Annotated in this window: 18 protein-coding genes and 2 riboswitches; of the genes, 13 read left to right on the top strand and 5 right to left on the bottom strand. The window is 74.1% G+C overall.

What is annotated here, in order from left to right; all coding sequences use genetic code 11:
* Nucleotides 1-18 precede the first annotated feature (18 nt).
* The 5 genes from ACSSS0_RS12350 to ACSSS0_RS12330 all read left to right on the top strand — a co-directional run bounded on the left by ACSSS0_RS12350 (nucleotide 19) and on the right by ACSSS0_RS12330 (nucleotide 2,687).
* The gene (locus ACSSS0_RS12350) at nucleotides 19-444 is read left to right on the top strand and encodes a hypothetical protein (protein WP_487228200.1); all 426 of its coding nucleotides are present in this window, start codon (nucleotides 19-21) and stop codon (nucleotides 442-444) included.
* A 36-nt stretch (nucleotides 445-480) separates the two neighbouring features.
* On the top strand, nucleotides 481-906 hold the full coding sequence (locus ACSSS0_RS12345) for a hypothetical protein (protein ID WP_487228199.1): 426 nt from the start codon (nucleotides 481-483) through the stop codon (nucleotides 904-906).
* Nucleotides 907-915: 9 nt separating this feature from the next.
* Nucleotides 916-1,134 (top strand): hypothetical protein, encoded by a 219-nt coding sequence (locus ACSSS0_RS12340; protein WP_487228198.1) that lies wholly within the window; start codon nucleotides 916-918, stop codon nucleotides 1,132-1,134.
* 158 nt (nucleotides 1,135-1,292) lie between these two features.
* Nucleotides 1,293-2,318, top strand: coding sequence for a glutaminase A (glsA, locus tag ACSSS0_RS12335; protein WP_487228197.1), 1,026 nt, complete (start codon nucleotides 1,293-1,295; stop codon nucleotides 2,316-2,318).
* Between the two features lie 78 nt (nucleotides 2,319-2,396).
* Complete coding sequence (locus ACSSS0_RS12330) at nucleotides 2,397-2,687, top strand: DUF1905 domain-containing protein (protein WP_487228196.1); 291 nt, start codon at nucleotides 2,397-2,399, stop codon at nucleotides 2,685-2,687.
* A 9-nt stretch (nucleotides 2,688-2,696) separates the two neighbouring features.
* Here ACSSS0_RS12330 and ACSSS0_RS12325 read toward each other — a convergent pair whose 3' ends face one another.
* The 5 genes from ACSSS0_RS12325 to cbiE all read right to left on the bottom strand — a co-directional run bounded on the left by ACSSS0_RS12325 (nucleotide 2,697) and on the right by cbiE (nucleotide 6,349).
* Nucleotides 2,697-3,104 (bottom strand): hypothetical protein, encoded by a 408-nt coding sequence (locus tag ACSSS0_RS12325; RefSeq protein WP_487228195.1) that lies wholly within the window; start codon nucleotides 3,102-3,104, stop codon nucleotides 2,697-2,699.
* Nucleotides 3,101-3,853, bottom strand: a complete 753-nt coding sequence (locus ACSSS0_RS12320) for a CbtA family protein (RefSeq protein ID WP_487228194.1) — start codon at nucleotides 3,851-3,853, stop codon at nucleotides 3,101-3,103. Before ACSSS0_RS12320 ends, ACSSS0_RS12325 begins: the two co-directional genes overlap by 4 nt.
* A gap of 22 nt (nucleotides 3,854-3,875) precedes the next feature.
* A complete protein-coding gene (locus ACSSS0_RS12315; protein ID WP_487228193.1) occupies nucleotides 3,876-4,082 on the bottom strand; it encodes a CbtB domain-containing protein in 207 nt (68 codons plus the stop codon).
* Between the two features lie 30 nt (nucleotides 4,083-4,112).
* Nucleotides 4,113-4,310: riboswitch (cobalamin riboswitch) on the bottom strand.
* Between the two features lie 30 nt (nucleotides 4,311-4,340).
* Nucleotides 4,341-5,123, bottom strand: coding sequence for a cobalt-precorrin-4/precorrin-4 C(11)-methyltransferase (locus tag ACSSS0_RS12310; RefSeq protein WP_487228192.1), 783 nt, complete (start codon nucleotides 5,121-5,123; stop codon nucleotides 4,341-4,343).
* Entirely contained in the window at nucleotides 5,120-6,349 is a 1,230-nt protein-coding gene (gene cbiE, locus ACSSS0_RS12305; protein ID WP_487228191.1) for a precorrin-6y C5,15-methyltransferase (decarboxylating) subunit CbiE, read from the bottom strand. The genes ACSSS0_RS12310 and cbiE overlap by 4 nt, the downstream gene beginning before the upstream one ends.
* A 143-nt stretch (nucleotides 6,350-6,492) precedes the next feature.
* Here cbiE and ACSSS0_RS12300 point away from each other — a divergent pair, with 143 nt between their 5' ends.
* From ACSSS0_RS12300 to ACSSS0_RS12265, 8 genes are all read left to right on the top strand, one after another.
* A complete protein-coding gene (locus ACSSS0_RS12300) occupies nucleotides 6,493-7,002 on the top strand; it encodes a hypothetical protein (RefSeq protein ID WP_487228190.1) in 510 nt (169 codons plus the stop codon).
* Nucleotides 6,999-7,739, top strand: a complete 741-nt coding sequence (locus tag ACSSS0_RS12295; protein ID WP_487228189.1) for a hypothetical protein — start codon at nucleotides 6,999-7,001, stop codon at nucleotides 7,737-7,739. The genes ACSSS0_RS12300 and ACSSS0_RS12295 overlap by 4 nt, the downstream gene beginning before the upstream one ends.
* A 30-nt stretch (nucleotides 7,740-7,769) precedes the next feature.
* A riboswitch (cobalamin riboswitch) is annotated at nucleotides 7,770-7,890 on the top strand.
* A gap of 57 nt (nucleotides 7,891-7,947) precedes the next feature.
* On the top strand, nucleotides 7,948-10,041 hold the full coding sequence (locus ACSSS0_RS12290; RefSeq protein ID WP_487228188.1) for a magnesium chelatase subunit D family protein: 2,094 nt from the start codon (nucleotides 7,948-7,950) through the stop codon (nucleotides 10,039-10,041).
* Nucleotides 10,041-10,652 carry a cob(I)yrinic acid a,c-diamide adenosyltransferase gene (gene cobO / locus ACSSS0_RS12285; protein ID WP_435987652.1) on the top strand — a complete coding sequence of 204 codons (612 nt, stop codon included), beginning with the start codon at nucleotides 10,041-10,043 and terminating at the stop codon, nucleotides 10,650-10,652. The genes ACSSS0_RS12290 and cobO overlap by 1 nt, the downstream gene beginning before the upstream one ends.
* Nucleotides 10,649-12,166 carry a cobyrinic acid a,c-diamide synthase CobB gene (locus ACSSS0_RS12280; protein ID WP_487228187.1) on the top strand — a complete coding sequence of 506 codons (1,518 nt, stop codon included), beginning with the start codon at nucleotides 10,649-10,651 and terminating at the stop codon, nucleotides 12,164-12,166. Before cobO ends, ACSSS0_RS12280 begins: the two co-directional genes overlap by 4 nt.
* A complete protein-coding gene (gene cobC / locus ACSSS0_RS12275) occupies nucleotides 12,163-13,224 on the top strand; it encodes an Rv2231c family histidinol phosphate aminotransferase CobC (RefSeq protein ID WP_487228186.1) in 1,062 nt (353 codons plus the stop codon). Before ACSSS0_RS12280 ends, cobC begins: the two co-directional genes overlap by 4 nt.
* On the top strand, nucleotides 13,214-14,224 hold the full coding sequence (cobA, locus tag ACSSS0_RS12270; protein WP_487228185.1) for a uroporphyrinogen-III C-methyltransferase: 1,011 nt from the start codon (nucleotides 13,214-13,216) through the stop codon (nucleotides 14,222-14,224). The genes cobC and cobA overlap by 11 nt, the downstream gene beginning before the upstream one ends.
* On the top strand, nucleotides 14,221-15,174 hold the full coding sequence (locus ACSSS0_RS12265) for a cobalamin biosynthesis protein (protein WP_487228184.1): 954 nt from the start codon (nucleotides 14,221-14,223) through the stop codon (nucleotides 15,172-15,174). The genes cobA and ACSSS0_RS12265 overlap by 4 nt, the downstream gene beginning before the upstream one ends.
* The last annotated feature ends 42 nt before the right edge of the window (nucleotides 15,175-15,216 follow it).

Here is a 15,216-nt window from a genome sequence, read left to right as displayed (position 1 = left end):
TGCGCCTAGGGTGGGTGGATGAGCGACGAAGCACGACGGTCTCTCCCGGCCGAGACGGAGCAGTCCCTGCGTACGACGATCGACGCCGCGCGCCAGGCGCTCGACCGTGCGGACGCCTCCCGCCCCCTCGACGCGCTGCCGCTTCTGCGGGCCGCCCAGGAGCACCTGACGTCCGCTGTCGACGAGGCGATGGCGGCGGTCCTCGTGGCCGAGGGCGGCACCATCCGGACTGCTGGTGCCCTGGCCGGCCTGTCGGAGAACGCCGTCGGGCCGCGCCTGGCCCGCACGAGCCTGCTCGGCGCCTACGGCTCCGAGGCCGGACGTGTCACTGCCGCCGGTGTCGAGCGTGCCCGCTACGACCTCGAGGAAGGACGCCACCGGCCCGCGCCCGAGGCGTCGGATCCCCCGATCCGCTTCCGCGCCCGCCGCAGCAGCAGCACCTGAGGACCACCAGCCCAGCCCGACCACGAAGGAGACGCCATGACAGACCCGAACCTCACGCACCTCTACTTCCTGCTCGACCGCAGCGGGTCGATGCAGTCGATCAAGGACGACACGGAGGGCGGCTTCGACGCGTTCATCGCCGAGCAGCGCAGCCAGCCCGGCGACTGCAGGGTCACCCTGGCGCAGTTCGACGACCGGTACGAGGAGGTCTACCAGGACGTACCCGTGGCCGACGTGCCGCCGCTCACCCTGTCACCACGCGGGTCCACCGCACTGCTCGACTCCATCGGACGCCTCCTGGGCGAGGCGGGCGGCCGCCTCGCCGCCCTGCCCGAGCACGAGCGGCCCGGCGTCGTCATCGTCGGCATCATGACCGACGGCCACGAGAACTCCTCGCGCGAGCTCACCCACGCCCAGGTCAAGGCGCTCATCGAGCGGCAGACCTCCGAGTACGCGTGGTAGTTCCTCTACATGGGCGCCGACCAGGACGCCATCGAGGTCGGGTCGAGCCTCGGCGTCGCGGCCGCACACTCGATGACCTACGGCCGAGGCCGGGTCGCCGCAGCCATGGCCGCCACCTCGCGCAACATCGGGCTGACCCGTTCGGCCGTCGCCGCCGGCGCCTCCGCCAAGGAGGCAGCCGTCCACCTGGCCTTCGACGACGAGCAGCGTCGAGCCGCCACCGAGTGACACGTCGGGGGATCACCGGGAGGCACGCCAGACCGGATCGCCCTCCGCGGTCCTGCAGTCTTTCGTACGAGCTCTCGCACCCGGGCCGGAGATCTGAAGGCCCTGGCGGCGCCCCAGGCGTGTCATAGGCTTCGCACATCCAGCGTTGGAGGCGCGCCATGAGCAAGCTGTCGATGCACGAGCAGCTGCCGTTCGACGAGGAGGCGGCCAGGTCGTCGATCTCGACCGGTGAGCTGCCGGAACCGGACGACGTCAGGGCCGCGGTCACCGAGGCGTACGAGCGGTACCGGGCAAACCGCGAGGGTGCCGTGGCCGACTACATCCCGGTCCTGGCCGAGGCGTCGCCGGACTGGTTCGGCATCTCGGTGGTGGGAGCTCGAGGAAGGTCGTTCGAGATCGGAGACGTCGAGACGACGTTCTCGATCCAGAGCGTGTCGAAGCCGTTCGTGTTCGCGCTGGTCTGCGAGGCGGTCGGAGGCGTCGACGCGCGCCGCCTGCTCGGGGTCAACAGCACCGGTTTCCCTTTCGACTCGCTGGTGGCGGTCGAGCTCAACCTGGACAGGACGATGAACCCGTTGGTCAACGCGGGCGCGATGGCGGCCACGAGTCTGGTGCCGGGGAGCACGGCGGCGGAGAAGTGGGACCGGATCAGGGACGGCCTCTCGCGCTTCGCCGGCCGTGAGCTGAGCCTGAACGAGAGGGTCTACGCCTCGGAGTCCGCCACCAACCTGCGCAACCAAGGCATCGCCCACCTGCTGCAGAGCTACGGCCGTCTCTACTTCGACCCCGACGAGGCCACCGACGTCTACACCCGCCAGTGCTCTCTCGACGTCAACGTCCACGACCTCGCGGTCATGGCGTCCACGCTCGCCAACGGTGGCGTGAACCCGGTGACCGGAGAGACGGTCGTCGGGCGCGGCGTGTGTCGGCGTGTTCTGGCGGTGATGGCGACAGCCGGCCTGTACGAGCTGTCCGGCGACTGGCTCTACGAGGTCGGGGTCCCCGGCAAGAGCGGGGTGAGCGGCGGCATCGTCACCGTCGCACCCGGCAAGGGTGGCCTGGCCACGTTCTCCCCTCCCCTGGACGTGGCGGGCAACAGCGTGCGCGGTCAGCTGGTCACCAAGTACCTGGCGGAACAGCTGGGACTCAACCTCTTCGCCTCGGTGACGGTCTCGAAGGACTAGGGCGCCCGGTCTGGCGGGTCCGGCACGAGGCGCGGTCGGTGTCGCGAACCACCCGCTGATCGGTGCCATCCTGTGGCCATGGAGCTGGAGTTCACGGCCGAGGTCTGGGAGTGGCGGGGCCCGTCGCCCTACTACTTCGTCACCGTGCCCGAGGACGAGTCCCAGGCCCTCCACGACGTCGCCCACATCAGCTACGGCTGGGGCATGATCCCGGTCACGGCTCGCATCGGGCGCACGCGCTGGGCGACGTCGCTGTGGCCGAAGGACGGTGGCTACGTCGTCCCCCTCAAGGTCGCCGTCCGCCGCGCCGAGGACGTCCAGGAGGGCGACACCGTCGAGGTCGGACTGGACGTCCGCGCCGACTCGTGACGGGCCGCGTCAGACCGCCGTCCACGTCAGTGACAGGCCGCTCGGGGCGAACACCTGCTCCTCCAGCCCCGCGGGCACGTCCGCGACGCCCGGGCCACCGAGCGCGACCCACCCGGTGATCGCGTCGACCGCCTCGTCGTCGAGCACGGCGCGCACCCACACGGGTCGCCCACCAGCCCGGCGGCCCTGCACCGACGGTGTCACGACGACGACGTTCGACTCGTCGCACGCCAGCAGGCACGCGCTCCGCAGCACGCGGGCACTCCCCCGGGTGCCGACCTCGAGCCGGGCCAGGAGCCCGTCGTGGTCGACCCCGGGGTGCTTGCGTTCCGTGCCGCAGCAGCAGTCACGGCACACACGGACGATGCACGAGCCCGCGGGATCACTGTCAGCAGAGGCGTTCTCGTATGCCGTCACGCCGCCACGGGCGCGAGCGCAGGCTTGGGCGCGGCGACCCGTTCGAGGAGCAGTCCGAAGGCGAGGCCGAGGGTCAGCCACATCGTCGCGAGCTGCGCCAGCGACGCGAGCCGGAAGTCCCAGAGCAGCGCCGCGGGCACGTCGGCCGGCACCGCGTCGGGCGAGCCCGGCACGAGGACCAGCACGAGCACGACGAGCACCACGGTGGCGACGACGTCGACGGCCCACCGCGTGGACGCCACCGTGCCCCGCGCCGCGAGGCGCTGGTCGAGCACCGGCACGAGCAGCGCGATCGCGATACCGAGGAGGAGGACGACGGCGTACAGCATCGTGCGCTGCCCGACCGTCTCCGGATCGCCGACGGCCGGCGGGTTCGACGGGATCTTCAGTGCCGGAAGGAGACTCACGGACGCGAAGCCGATCGCGGCGAGCACCATCGAGCGACCGAAGTCACCCCGGCCGGGGAGCCGCTCACGCATCCTGGCGAAGACGACGGCGAAGATGACCCCGACGGCGACCCCGACGAGGACCGCCGTGACGGCACCGCCGACGACCTGCGCGGCCCGGGACACGAGCGGCTCCTCGCCGCCGTGCGTCGGCAGGCCCGTGGGTGCGGACTGCCCGCCATGGAGCGAGCGGGCATCCTCGACCGCGAGGGCGCGGCGGATGACCGGCTCGACGACGAGCCAGATGACGACGGCGGCCGCGAGGCCCGCGGACACGCCGGCAAGGACCCCGCGCCGAAGCACGGAGCCGAAGCTCAGGCCCACCTCAGTGGCAGGGGACGCCGAGAGCGTGACGCGCGTCGTGCGTCAGCTCGTGGAGCATCTGCGCAGCGGGCGCGCTGAGCAGCGCACCGTTCTCCTGCGAGACGAAGTAGAGCGCGAAGACCGCGAACGCGAGAAGGGCCCACGCCCAGACGGGGACGCGGACGCGGGTGGACGGGGAGACGGCAGACGCCGATGCAGCAGTGGTCATGGCAGATTGACCCTTTCGTTCCATGCCTCGTGGACAGATCGCGCCGCAGCCGGTCTCCTGGCTTCCAGATCGTCACGCCTCCCCAGCCTTCCCAGCGACTCAGCGTCGGACTCGCGTCAACCTGAGGTCACCAGTGGCGAATGGTGGGGACTTGCTCCTTGGTCACAGTGGCGAGGACCACGTCGGAATCACACCGACTTCCCGTGCACTGCGGCACTCGCATCCTGACACAGCCCGTCCGGGCACGCCACGGGGACCCTAGGCGCCCGGCGTGTTTCGCGTGTCTCGCGTCGCCCCGCTGATCCGCGTGCCGTAGAGGTGCGACTCGACGAAGTCGTCGGTGTCCCGGGCCGCGAGCGCGCGGCCCACGAGGATGACGGCGGCCTGGCGCAGGCCGGCCGCCTCGACCTGGTCGGCGATGTCGGTCAGCGTGCCGCGCAGCACGAGCTGGTCGGGCTGCTCGGCGTTGGCGACGACGACCACGGGGCAGTCGTCGCCGTAGTCGCCGACGAGCGAGGCCATCAGCTCACGCGTGCGGCGGATCGCGAGGTGCAGCACGAGCGTGGCCCGTGAGCGGGCGAAGTGGGCGAGCGACTCGGTCTCGGGCATCTGCGTCGAGTCGCGGTGCGCCCGGGTCAGCACGACCGACTGGGCGACCTCGGGCACCGTCAGCTCGCGGCCGATGAGGGCTGCCGCAGCGGCATACGCGGGCACGCCGGGGGTCACGTCCCACGGCACGCCCGCGCCGTCGAGCCGTCGGGTCTGCTCGGCGACGGCGGAGTAGAGCGACGGGTCGCCGGAGCACAGCCGCGCCACGTCGTGACCGGCTTCGTGGGCGCGGACACAGTGCTCGGTGATGGCGCCGAGGTCGAGGTGCTGGGTGTCGACGAGCTCGGCCCCTTCGGGGCAGTGCGCGAGCACCTCGGAGCCGATGTAGGTGCCCGCGTAGAGACACACCTGCGACTCACCGACGAGCCGCACCGCACGGAGCGTCAGCAGGTCGGCGGCTCCCGGGCCGGCACCGATGAAGTGGACCGTCATGAGTGGGTCTCCGAATCCGTTGGTGGCACAGGCTTCTCCACCGACCACTGCACGATCGACCGTGCCGGCTTCCAGCCGTGGAGCGATCCGATGGTGTCGAGGTCCTCGACGGCGATCCGGGTCATCGAGCCACCGAGTCTCGCCCGCACGTCGTGGAGCAGCACCTCGGTCTCGACGGTGACGCCGTGGACGACGAGCCGTCCCCCCGGCGCGAGGGCGTCCCAGCAGGCGTCGAGCAGCGGGCCGGTGGCCCCACCGCCCACGAAGACGGCGTCCGGCCGGGGCAATGAGGCGACGACGTCGAGCGACGCCGCCTCGACGACCTGCACCCCGGGCACCCCGAGCGCGCGCGCGTTGCGCCGCGCCCGCTCGGCCCGCTCCGGGTCGCGTTCGACGGCGTGGACCTCGTTGCGGGGGTGATGCCGCGCGAACTCGATCCCGACCGACCCGGCGCCGGCACCGAGGTCCCACATGACGTCCCCGGGCTGCGGCGCCAGGTGGGCCAGCGCGGCCGCGCGCACGACGCGCTTCGTCAGCTGCCCGTCGTGGTCGTATGCCGTCTCGCCGAGTCCCGGCACGAGCGACCTCGCGCTCCGGGCCGGGTGGGGGTCGCACTCGATGCAGACGAGGTGCAACCGAGGGGCGGGACGGCCGTCCCACGATGCGGCCACGCCCTCGGTGCGGGACTCGTCCGGGGAGCCGAGGTCACCGAGCACCGTGAGGCGGCTGCCGGCATACCCCTCCTCGACGAGCAGGGAGGCGATGCGGGCGGGGGCGTCGTCGCCCGACGTCAGCACGACGAGCCGGGCCCGCGGCGCCAGGTCGCGGCGGAGCCGGTCGACGTCGCGCCCCACGAGGGTGACGACGTCGGAATCCTCTGCGGCCCAAGACATCCGGGCTCGGGCGAGGGCGACCGACGAGACGGCCGGATGGATCCGCACCGCGTCCGCACCGAGCTCGCGCACGAGGGTCGACCCGATGCCCGAGACGAGCGGGTCCCCGCTCGCGAGCACGACGACGCGACCCGTGCCGGCGTCGTCCAGCACCTGCCGCAGGGCCGGGAGCAGCGGCGACGGCCAGGGCACGAGGCGACGGCCGGGACGGGCATCGAGCATGGCGAGATGGCGTTCGCCGCCGACGACGACCTCGGCCTCGTCGACGAGCCGGCGGCCGTCCGGGCCGAGGGACTCCAGCCCGGACGCACCCACGCCGACCACCTCGATCACAGCGGCGACCCTAGCGCGACGATCCGAGGACATTCGTTATGACCGTTCCGGCCCGATACGCCCCGTCTCGGCCCCATGATGTCTATCGCACGTCGTCGGGGGACGGCTGGCAACCAGATGGCGACGCAGGGGAGGACACCCAGATGACTGACGTCCACCGGGGGGCGGGGCAGGACCCGACGCCCCGACTCACCACGATGAGCACGCGCGGGGGCAGCGTGTCGTTCGCCGTGCCCGAGCACTGGGACGCGATCGAGCTCTCGCCGGACGGAGACGTCGTCGCCGCCGTCGAGCCGGACGACTCCGACCGCTTCCGGACCAACGTCGTCCTCACGTTCGCCGAGGTTCAGGGCTCGCTCGCCGACTGGCAGCGCACGACGCAGCAGCGGGAGTCGCAGGAGCTCGACGGCTACCTCCTCCTCGACCACGAGCACGTCACGGTCGGCGGCCGTGCCGGGCTGCGCCGTCTCACGACCCACTCGACCCCGGCCCACGAGTCCGTGACCACCGAGTCGTGGACGACCCTCGTCGACGGCACGGGCGTCACCCTCACCACGCGGGTCGGCACCCTGCGACTCGGCCAGCTGGGCCCCGTCCTCGACGCCGTCGCGGCGAGCCTCGTCATGCGCACCGACGGCCTGGTGCCCGCATGAGCGTGACGTTCGACGCCACGACCACCCGACTGCGCCTCGACGCCGACGCCTTCATCACGCTCGTCGAGTACGCGACCGACCCCGAGGGTGCGTGCGAGGACGTCGTGGAGCGCCTCAGCGACGCCGGTGCCGTGGCCGACGGGGCGCCGCACCCCGTCCTGCGCAACGCGCTGGCCGCGGTCACGACCTCGCTCGGCTCGCTCCAGGTGCTCGTCACCGGACCCGACGGCGTCCGCCTCCACCAGGCCTGGGTGGCCTTCGTCAGCGCGATGCTCACCGACCTCGCCGACGGCACCTACGACTTCGCGGCCGTGAGCACCGAGTTCGTGCCGACGACCATCGCGCAGCTGACGAGGCTTCAGGCGCGCCCGCGCCTCGACGCGACGTCGGCCGTCGTCGACGAGTCCCTGCTCGACGACCTCGCCTCGAACTCCGCGTCAGCCCGCACCGCCGGCAGCGAGGCCCTCGCCGACCTGCTCGCCCCGTGGCCCCCGGCCTCCGCCGCCGTGCGTGCCGGTCGGTGGCAGCTCTCGGTCGTCGACATCGCCTTCCGGGCCCGGCAGCGCACCGTCGTGCGACGGCTCGCGTGGGTCGACGTGGACGCCGGCCTGCTCCGGGTCGAGGCCGACGAGCACGGGCCGACCCTGGTGCCGACGACGTCGACCGCCCTGTGGCGGGCCATCGTCTCGATCCTGCCGACCGACGCCGAGACGGACGCCGAGGCGCAGTCGGCCTGAGCCACCGGGCGCCGCACCCCGGCGACGTGGCAGACTGCCGCTGGCGACTGGGAGAGGAATCCGGTGCGAATCCGGAGCGGTCCCGCCACTGTGAACCTCCGACCACGCGGTCGGCGGAAGCCAGGGCATCTCCCGTCGCTGGTCGCGTCCGCCGGGCGCGTCCGGTCCACCGACGCGGGCGCGGCACCCGCAGGAGGCACGCAGTCACATGCGCGACGGCTCGAACGACGTCCCCAACGACGTCTCGGACAACCCCGACCAGCACGGGTCCCCACCCGGCACCTTCCCCTTCTCGGCCGTCGTCGGCTCCGACGACCTGGCCCTCGCCCTCGTCCTCACGGCCGTCTCGCCCGAGGTGGGCGGCGTGCTCGTGCGCGGTGAGAAGGGCACGGCCAAGTCGACGATGGTGCGCGGCCTCGCCGCCGTGCTCCCCCGCCAGCAGGTCGTCGCCGGCTGCCGCTTCGGCTGCGCACCGGGCGACGGAGCCGGGTGCCCCGACGGACCGCACGACCCGGACGCCGAGGCCGGCACCCGCGCGGCCCGCCTCGTCGAGCTGCCGATCGGCGCCACCGAGGACCGCGTCGTCGGATCGCTCGACCTCGAGCGGGCGCTGGGACGCGGCGAGACGGCATACCAGCCGGGCCTGCTCGCGGCCGCGAACCGCGGCATCCTCTACGTCGACGAGGTCAACCTCCTCCACGACCACCTCGTCGACCTGCTGCTCGACGCGGCGGCCATGGGGCGCAACACCGTCGAGCGCGACGGCGTCTCGGTCTCGCACGCCGCACGGATCGTGCTCGTCGGCACGATGAACCCCGAGGAGGGTGAGCTCCGCCCACAGCTGCTCGACCGCTTCGGGCTGACCGTCGAGGTCGCGGCGCCGCGGGAGCCTGCGCTGCGTGCCGAGGTCGTACGCCGCCGACTGGCCTTCGACGCCGCGCCGGGTGCGTTCGCGGCCCGGTTCGAGGACGATCAGGAGGCGCTGCGTGAGCGGATCGCCGACGCGCGGTCGCGGGTCGGCGCGGTCGTCCTGACCGACCAGGTGCTGACGAAGATCGCGACCGTGTGCGCTGCGTTCGAGGTCGACGGCCTGCGCGCCGACATCGTCACGGCGCGCGCCGCCGTCGCCCACGCGGCCTGGTCAGGCCGCACCGTGGTCACGGTGGCCGACGTGCGGGCGGCCGCACGTCTGGCCCTGCCGCACCGCCGGCGCCGCAACCCGTTCGACTCCCCCGGCCTCGACGAGGACCTCCTCGACGAGCTCCTCGGCGACGACGAGCCGGATCCCGAGCCCGACCCGGACCCGGGTGACGGCGGCGAACCGGAGCCCGGTGGTGACGAACCCGCCCGCGACGACGGCGAGGCGCGTCCGAGCACGTCGCCGGAGACGGCACGGACCGACGGGCAGGAGTCGCCACGAGAGCCCCGGCCCCAGCGCGCCGAGGTCGAGCCGGGACCCAGCGAGAGCGGGGTTCCCGCGGCTTCGGCGGTGAGCGCTGCCGACGAGCCCTACCGCGCAAAGCTGTTGCGCGCCAAGGGGATCGGTCAGGGTGACCCCGGCCGACGGTCGGTCGCCCTGACGAGCACCGGGCGCCGCGTCGGCTCGACGAACAGCCACACCGGGCCGGTCCACGTGCCCGCGACGATCCGCGCGGCCGCCGCTCGCGGCACCACCGGCGACCGGTCGGGACGCCTGCGCGTGCTCCCCGGTGACCTGCGCCGCGCGGTCCTGCAGGGCCGCGAGTCCAACCTCGTGCTGCTCTGCGTCGACGCCTCCGGGTCGATGGCCGCCCGCAAGCGCATGGAGGCCGTGAAGTCGGCCGTCCTGTCGCTGCTCCTCGACGCCTACCAGCGGCGAGACAAGGTCGGCCTCGTGACCTTCCGCGGGTCCGGCGCCGAGCTCACCCTCCCGCCGACCGGCTCCGTCGACATCGCGGCCCGCCGGCTGCGCGACCTGCCCCACGGCGGACGGACGCCGCTCGCGGAAGGCCTCGGGACGGCATACGACACGTTGCGCGTCGAGCGCCTGCGCGACCCGAACCGGCGCGCCCTCCTCGTCGTCGTCACGGACGGCCGGGCGACGAGCGGTCCGGACGCGCTGGGCCGGGCCGCGCGGGTCGCCACGCAGCTGCGACACGAGGGCGTGGAGAGCGTCGTCCTCGACTGCGAGTCGGGGCGCTTCCGGATGGCCCTGGCGGCCCGGCTCGCCGAGCACCTCGGCGCCGAGCACCTGCCCGTCGGCGAGCTCGCCGCATCGGCCATCGTCGGCGCCGCCCACGCCTCCCGCGAGCGGGCCGCCTGATGCGCGGGCAGCCGACGACCGTCCCCGAGGACGGCCTGACGACGCGCCAGCGCCGCAACCGCCCCCTGCTCATCGTCAACACCGGCGACGGCAAGGGGAAGTCGACCGCCGCCTTCGGCCTCGCCCTCCGCGGCTGGAACCAGGGCTGGTCGGTCGGGGTGTTCCAGTTCGTCAAGAGCGCGAAGTGGCGCATCGGCGAGCAGACCGCCGTCGAGACCCTCGCCGAGCTGCACCGCGAGACCGGCAGGGGCGGTCCGATGGAGTGGCACAAGATGGGCGCCGGCTGGTCCTGGACGCGCAAGGAGGGCACTGAGGACGACCACGCCGAGGCGGCCCGCGAGGGGTGGGCCGAGATCAAGCGTCGGCTCGCCGCCGAGACGCACGCCGTCTACGTCCTCGACGAGTTCACCTACCCGATGGCCTGGGGGTGGATCGACGTCGACGACGTCGTCGCGACCCTGCGCGACCGTCCGGGCCACCAGCACGTCGTCATCACCGGGCGTCGCTGCCCCCAGGCCGTCCTCGACCTCGCCGACCTCGTGACCGAGATGACGAAGGTCAAGCACCCGTTCGACGCGGGCCAGAAGGGACAGCGAGGGATCGAGTGGTGAGCGCCTTCAGCAGCGCGGTCGACGCGGCCGTCAGCTCGGCGGTCGGCACCGCCCTCGGGCGGCTCCCGGCCCAGCCCGACGGGCCCGGTGCCACCGCCCTCCCGCGCCTCGTCGTCGCCGCCCCCGGCTCGGGCCACGGCAAGACGACCCTCGCGACCGGGCTCATGGCCGCCCTGCGCGCCCGGGGCCTCGGCGTCTCGGGGTTCAAGGTGGGGCCGGACTTCATCGACCCCGGCTACCACGCGCTCGCCACGGGTCGACCGGGGCGCAACCTCGACCCCTTCCTCTGCGGACAGGACCAGGTGGCGCCGCTGCTCGTGCACGGCGCGGCCGCGAGCGGACCGACCGACGTCGCCGTCGTCGAGGGCGTCATGGGGCTCTTCGACGGGCGCATCGGCGGCGACGGCTACGCGTCGACGGCGCACGTCGCGACCCTGACGCGTACGCCGGTGGTGCTCGCCCTCGACGTCAGCCACATGACGCGCACCGCTGCGGCGATCGTCCACGGCCTGGCGACCTTCGAGCCCGGCGTCCACGTGGCTGGCGTCGTGCTCAACAAGGCCGCGTCGGGTCGGCACATGCGCGAGGTCTGGTCGGCGCTCGAGGCCACCGGGGTCCCGGTCCTCGGCGTGCTGCCGCGCGACGCCGGCATCGAGGCGCCCTCACGACACCTCGGGCTCGTGCCCGCCGCCGAGCGCGAGGAGGCGGCCCGCTCGGTGCGGCTGCTCGCCGAACGCGTGGCCGAGCACGTCGACCTCGACGCGGTGCTGTCGATCGCCCGGTCCGCTCCCGACCTCGAGGTGCCCGGATGGGACCCCACCACCGCCCTCGGCGAGGCTGCGCGTCCGACCCCCGGTGGACGGCGTCCTGTCGTGGCCGTCGCGGGCGGGCGCGCCTTCACCTTCCGCTACGCGGAGACCGACGAGCTGCTCCGGGCCGCGGGTCTCGAGCCGGTCGTCTTCGACCCGCTCCACGCGCGGTCGCTGCCCGCGGGCACGGCCGGGCTCTACCTCGGCGGCGGCTTCCCCGAGGTCCATGCCGAGGACCTGTCGGCGAACTCCCTTCTGCGGCAGGACATCCTGGACGCCGTGCGTGCGGGACTGCCGACCGTGGCCGAGTGCGCCGGGATGCTCTACCTCTCCGAGTCCGTCGACGGCCACGAGATGGTCGGCGCCATCCCGGCGGTCGGGTCGATGGGGCCGCGCCTGACGCTCGGCTACCGCACCGCGATCGCTCCCGGCGACTCGGTGCTCGGGGTGGCCGGCACCCGCGTGACGGGGCACGAGTTCCACCGGACCACCGTCGCCGGCGACCACGGGTCCCGCACCGCGGCCTGGCTGCTCGACGGCACCCCCGACGGCTTCGCCCTCGACCCCGCCGGGACCGGCCGCCCGACCCTCCACGCCTCCTACCTTCACACCCACTGGGCGGGACACCCCCGGCTCGCCGGGCGCTTCGCCGATGCTGTCCACGCGTATGCCGTCACGGCCGCCGCGCGCAGGAGGGCGTCGTGAGCGGGCGCGTCGACCTGCACCACCACGGCGACCGTGACGCAGCCCCCGGACTGGTCGACCTCGCCGTCAACGTCCGGCTGCCTGCACCGCCGCCGTGGCTCGCCGACGTCATCGCGGACTCGCTGCGCGACCTCGGCCGCTACCCCGACCCCGCCCCGGCGGTCCTGGCCATCGCGGCGCGACACCGCGTCGACCCGGCGTGCGTGCTCCCGACCGCAGGCGGGGCCGAGGCGTTCACGCTCGTCGCCCGGGCCGTCGCCGGCACCCGCCCGGTCGTCGTGCACCCGCAGTTCACCGAGCCCGAGGCCGCCCTCGCCGCTGCCGGCCGCCCGGTCGAGCGGTGCGTGCTGCGGCACGAGGACGGCTTCCGTCTCGACCCGGCCGCCTTCTCGCCGTCGGGCGAGCACGCCGAGGCCGACCTCGTCGTCGTCGGCAACCCGACGAACCCGACCGGCGTCCTGCACCCGGCCGGCGACCTGCGGGCGCTGCGCCGAAGCGGGCGTGTCCTCGTCGTCGACGAGGCGTTCATGGATGCCGTGCCGGGTGAGCCCGAGTCGCTCGTCGGCCGGGACCTCGAGGGTCTGCTCGTCATCCGGTCGCTGACGAAGACGTGGGGGCTGGCCGGCTTGCGCGCCGGCTACGTCGTGGGAGATCCCGACCTCGTCGCAGCCCTGCGCGGCGTGCAGCCGCCGTGGTCCGTCTCGAGCCCGGCGGTCGCCGCCACGGTCGCGTGCCTGTCGGAGCGCGCCGTCGCCGAGGCGGAGGCCGCGGCCGTGGCGTTCGCCGCCGACCGCGCGACCCTCGTGCGCGAGCTGGCCGCCGTCGGTCTCAGCACCGCGGCCCCCTCGTCCGCCCCCTTCGTCCTCGTCGACACGAGCCCGCTGGGCGACTCCTCGGTCCGTGAGGACCTCGCCCGGCTCGGTGTCGCCGTGCGGCGGGGCGAGACGTTCCCCGGCCTCGGGCCGACGTGGATCAGGCTCGCCGTCCGCGACCCCGAGACCTCCCGCACCGTCGCGGCGGCGCTCGACGACCTGAGGAGACTGCGCCATGTCGCCTGAGCTGAGCTTCTCCGGCCTCTCGGTCCTCGTCGCGCGTGTCGCCGCGCACTCGGTCGCGACGGTCCACGCGCTGCTGCGCGATGGCGCCCGCGTGACCGTCGCCGCCGCGCTCGACGACCTGCCCACGTCGCTGCGCGACCTCGCCGAGCGCGGCCTCGTCACGCTCGACCCCCGGGCCGACCCGACGGCCTTCGACGTCGTGCTCCGCGGCGACCCGACGACGTCCCCGGCCCCGGAGCCGGACCCCGTCGTCGCAGAGGGCCACCCGGTGGTCGGGACGGTGACGCTCCTCGGGGGTGGCCTCGGCGACCCCGGCCTGCTGACGGTCGCCGGGATCGAGGCGATCCGACGGGCCGACGTCATCGTCCACGACCGGCTCGCGCCGCTCAGCGCACTGCGCCACGCACGGGACGACGTGCACGTCATCGACGTCGGCAAGATCCCGCGCGGCGACTTCACACCCCAGGAGCGCATCAACGACCTGCTCGTCGAGCACGCCCTCGCGGGCCGGAACGTGCTGCGCTTCAAAGGCGGCGACAACTTCGTCTTCGGCCGCGGCGGAGAGGAGGCCGAGGCCTGCACGGCCCGGGGCATCCCCGTCGTCGTCATCCCGGGCATCTCGTCGAGCATCGCCGCACCCGCCCTCGCCGGCATCCCCGTCACGCACCGCAGCCTCGTGCAGGGCTTCACCGTCGTCAGCGCACACGTGCCCCCGGGCGACCCGCGCAGCACGCTCGACTGGGGGGCCATCGCGCGGAGCCGCACGACGATCGTCGTGCTCATGGGCGTCGCGACGCTCGGAGCGGTCGCCGAGACCCTCGTCGCGGAGGGCCTGTCCCCGTCGACGCCGGCTGCGGTCGTCGCGGACGCCGGACTGCCGAGCATGCGCACGGCCCGGGCCCCGCTCTCGCAGATCGACGCCACGGCCAGACGTCAGGGGCTGGGGGCGCCGGCCGTCGTCGTCATCGGCGACGTCGCCGCGCTCGACGTCCTGCGATGAGCCGCGCCCTCGGTCTGGTCCTCGGCTGGGCGCTCGACCAGGCGCTCGGCGACCCCCGCCGCTGGCACCCTGTGGCCGGGTTCGGCTCGGCCGCAACGGCGCTCGAGCGGAGGACGTATGCCGTCCGGCGCGCCCACGGGGTCGCCCACGTGGCGATGCTCGTGGGCGCCACGGCGGGCCTCGGCGTCCTGGCGGAGCGGTCGACCCGGCGCGGCAGCGTCGCCCGCACCCTCGTGACCGCCGCGGCGACGTGGGCCGTGCTCGGCGGTCGGTCACTGACCCGGGAGGCGTCGACCATCGACGCCCAGCTGGCTCGCGATGACCTCGAGGCCGCCCGCGTGCAGGTGCGCAACCTCGTCGGCCGGGACACGACGCGGCTCGACGCCGACGGGATCGCCCGCGCGTGCATCGAGTCGCTCGCCGAGAACTCGTCCGACGCCGTCGTCGCGCCGCTCCTGTGGGGCGGCCTCCTCGGCGTCCCCGGCCTGCTCGGCTACCGCGCCGTCAACACCCTCGACGCGATGGTCGGCCACCGCACCGACCGCTACAACGAGTTCGGCTGGGCCGCGGCGAGGCTCGACGACGTCGTGAACTGGGTGCCTGCTCGCGTGGCCGCCGCGCTGACTCTCGCGAGCGCCGGGTCGAGGGAGCGGGCCACTCGGGGCTGGGTCGCCGTCCGTCGCGACGCCCCGGCCCACCCGAGCCCGAACGGTGGCGTCGTCGAGGCGGCCTTCGCCGGCGTGCTCGGGGCCCGGCTCGGCGGCTCGAACGTCTACGACGGGGAGATCGAGGACCGCGGCACCCTGGGCACCGGCCCGGTGGCGAGGGCCCACGACATCGCCCCGGCCGCCCGCCTCGCGCGACGCGTGAGTGTCGGCTCCCTCGTAGTCGCCGTCGCGACAGCGGCCGCCACGACAACGCGCCATCTGGTGCGCCGTCGCGGGGCCTGACGCCTGCCGACCGCGACAACCCGCAACGTGGCGTGTTGTTGC

This window comes from Terrabacter sp. R4-6 (assembly GCF_057529065.1).
Note: the sequence above shows the minus strand (reverse complement) of the source record. Positions and strands in the feature narration are given on the sequence as shown.

Coding starts and splice junctions, on each gene's coding strand:
- ACSSS0_RS12350 (WP_487228200.1), top strand. CDS start 19: ATGAGCGACGAAGCACGACGGTCTCTCCCGGCCGAGACGGAGCAGTCC.
- ACSSS0_RS12345 (WP_487228199.1), top strand. CDS start 481: ATGACAGACCCGAACCTCACGCACCTCTACTTCCTGCTCGACCGCAGC.
- ACSSS0_RS12340 (WP_487228198.1), top strand. CDS start 916: ATGGGCGCCGACCAGGACGCCATCGAGGTCGGGTCGAGCCTCGGCGTC.
- glsA (WP_487228197.1), top strand. CDS start 1,293: ATGAGCAAGCTGTCGATGCACGAGCAGCTGCCGTTCGACGAGGAGGCG.
- ACSSS0_RS12330 (WP_487228196.1), top strand. CDS start 2,397: ATGGAGCTGGAGTTCACGGCCGAGGTCTGGGAGTGGCGGGGCCCGTCG.
- ACSSS0_RS12315 (WP_487228193.1), bottom strand. CDS start 4,082: ATGACCACTGCTGCATCGGCGTCTGCCGTCTCCCCGTCCACCCGCGTC.
- ACSSS0_RS12310 (WP_487228192.1), bottom strand. CDS start 5,123: ATGACGGTCCACTTCATCGGTGCCGGCCCGGGAGCCGCCGACCTGCTG.
- ACSSS0_RS12300 (WP_487228190.1), top strand. CDS start 6,493: ATGACTGACGTCCACCGGGGGGCGGGGCAGGACCCGACGCCCCGACTC.
- ACSSS0_RS12295 (WP_487228189.1), top strand. CDS start 6,999: ATGAGCGTGACGTTCGACGCCACGACCACCCGACTGCGCCTCGACGCC.
- ACSSS0_RS12290 (WP_487228188.1), top strand. CDS start 7,948: ATGCGCGACGGCTCGAACGACGTCCCCAACGACGTCTCGGACAACCCC.
- cobO (WP_435987652.1), top strand. CDS start 10,041: ATGCGCGGGCAGCCGACGACCGTCCCCGAGGACGGCCTGACGACGCGC.
- cobA (WP_487228185.1), top strand. CDS start 13,214: ATGTCGCCTGAGCTGAGCTTCTCCGGCCTCTCGGTCCTCGTCGCGCGT.
- ACSSS0_RS12265 (WP_487228184.1), top strand. CDS start 14,221: ATGAGCCGCGCCCTCGGTCTGGTCCTCGGCTGGGCGCTCGACCAGGCG.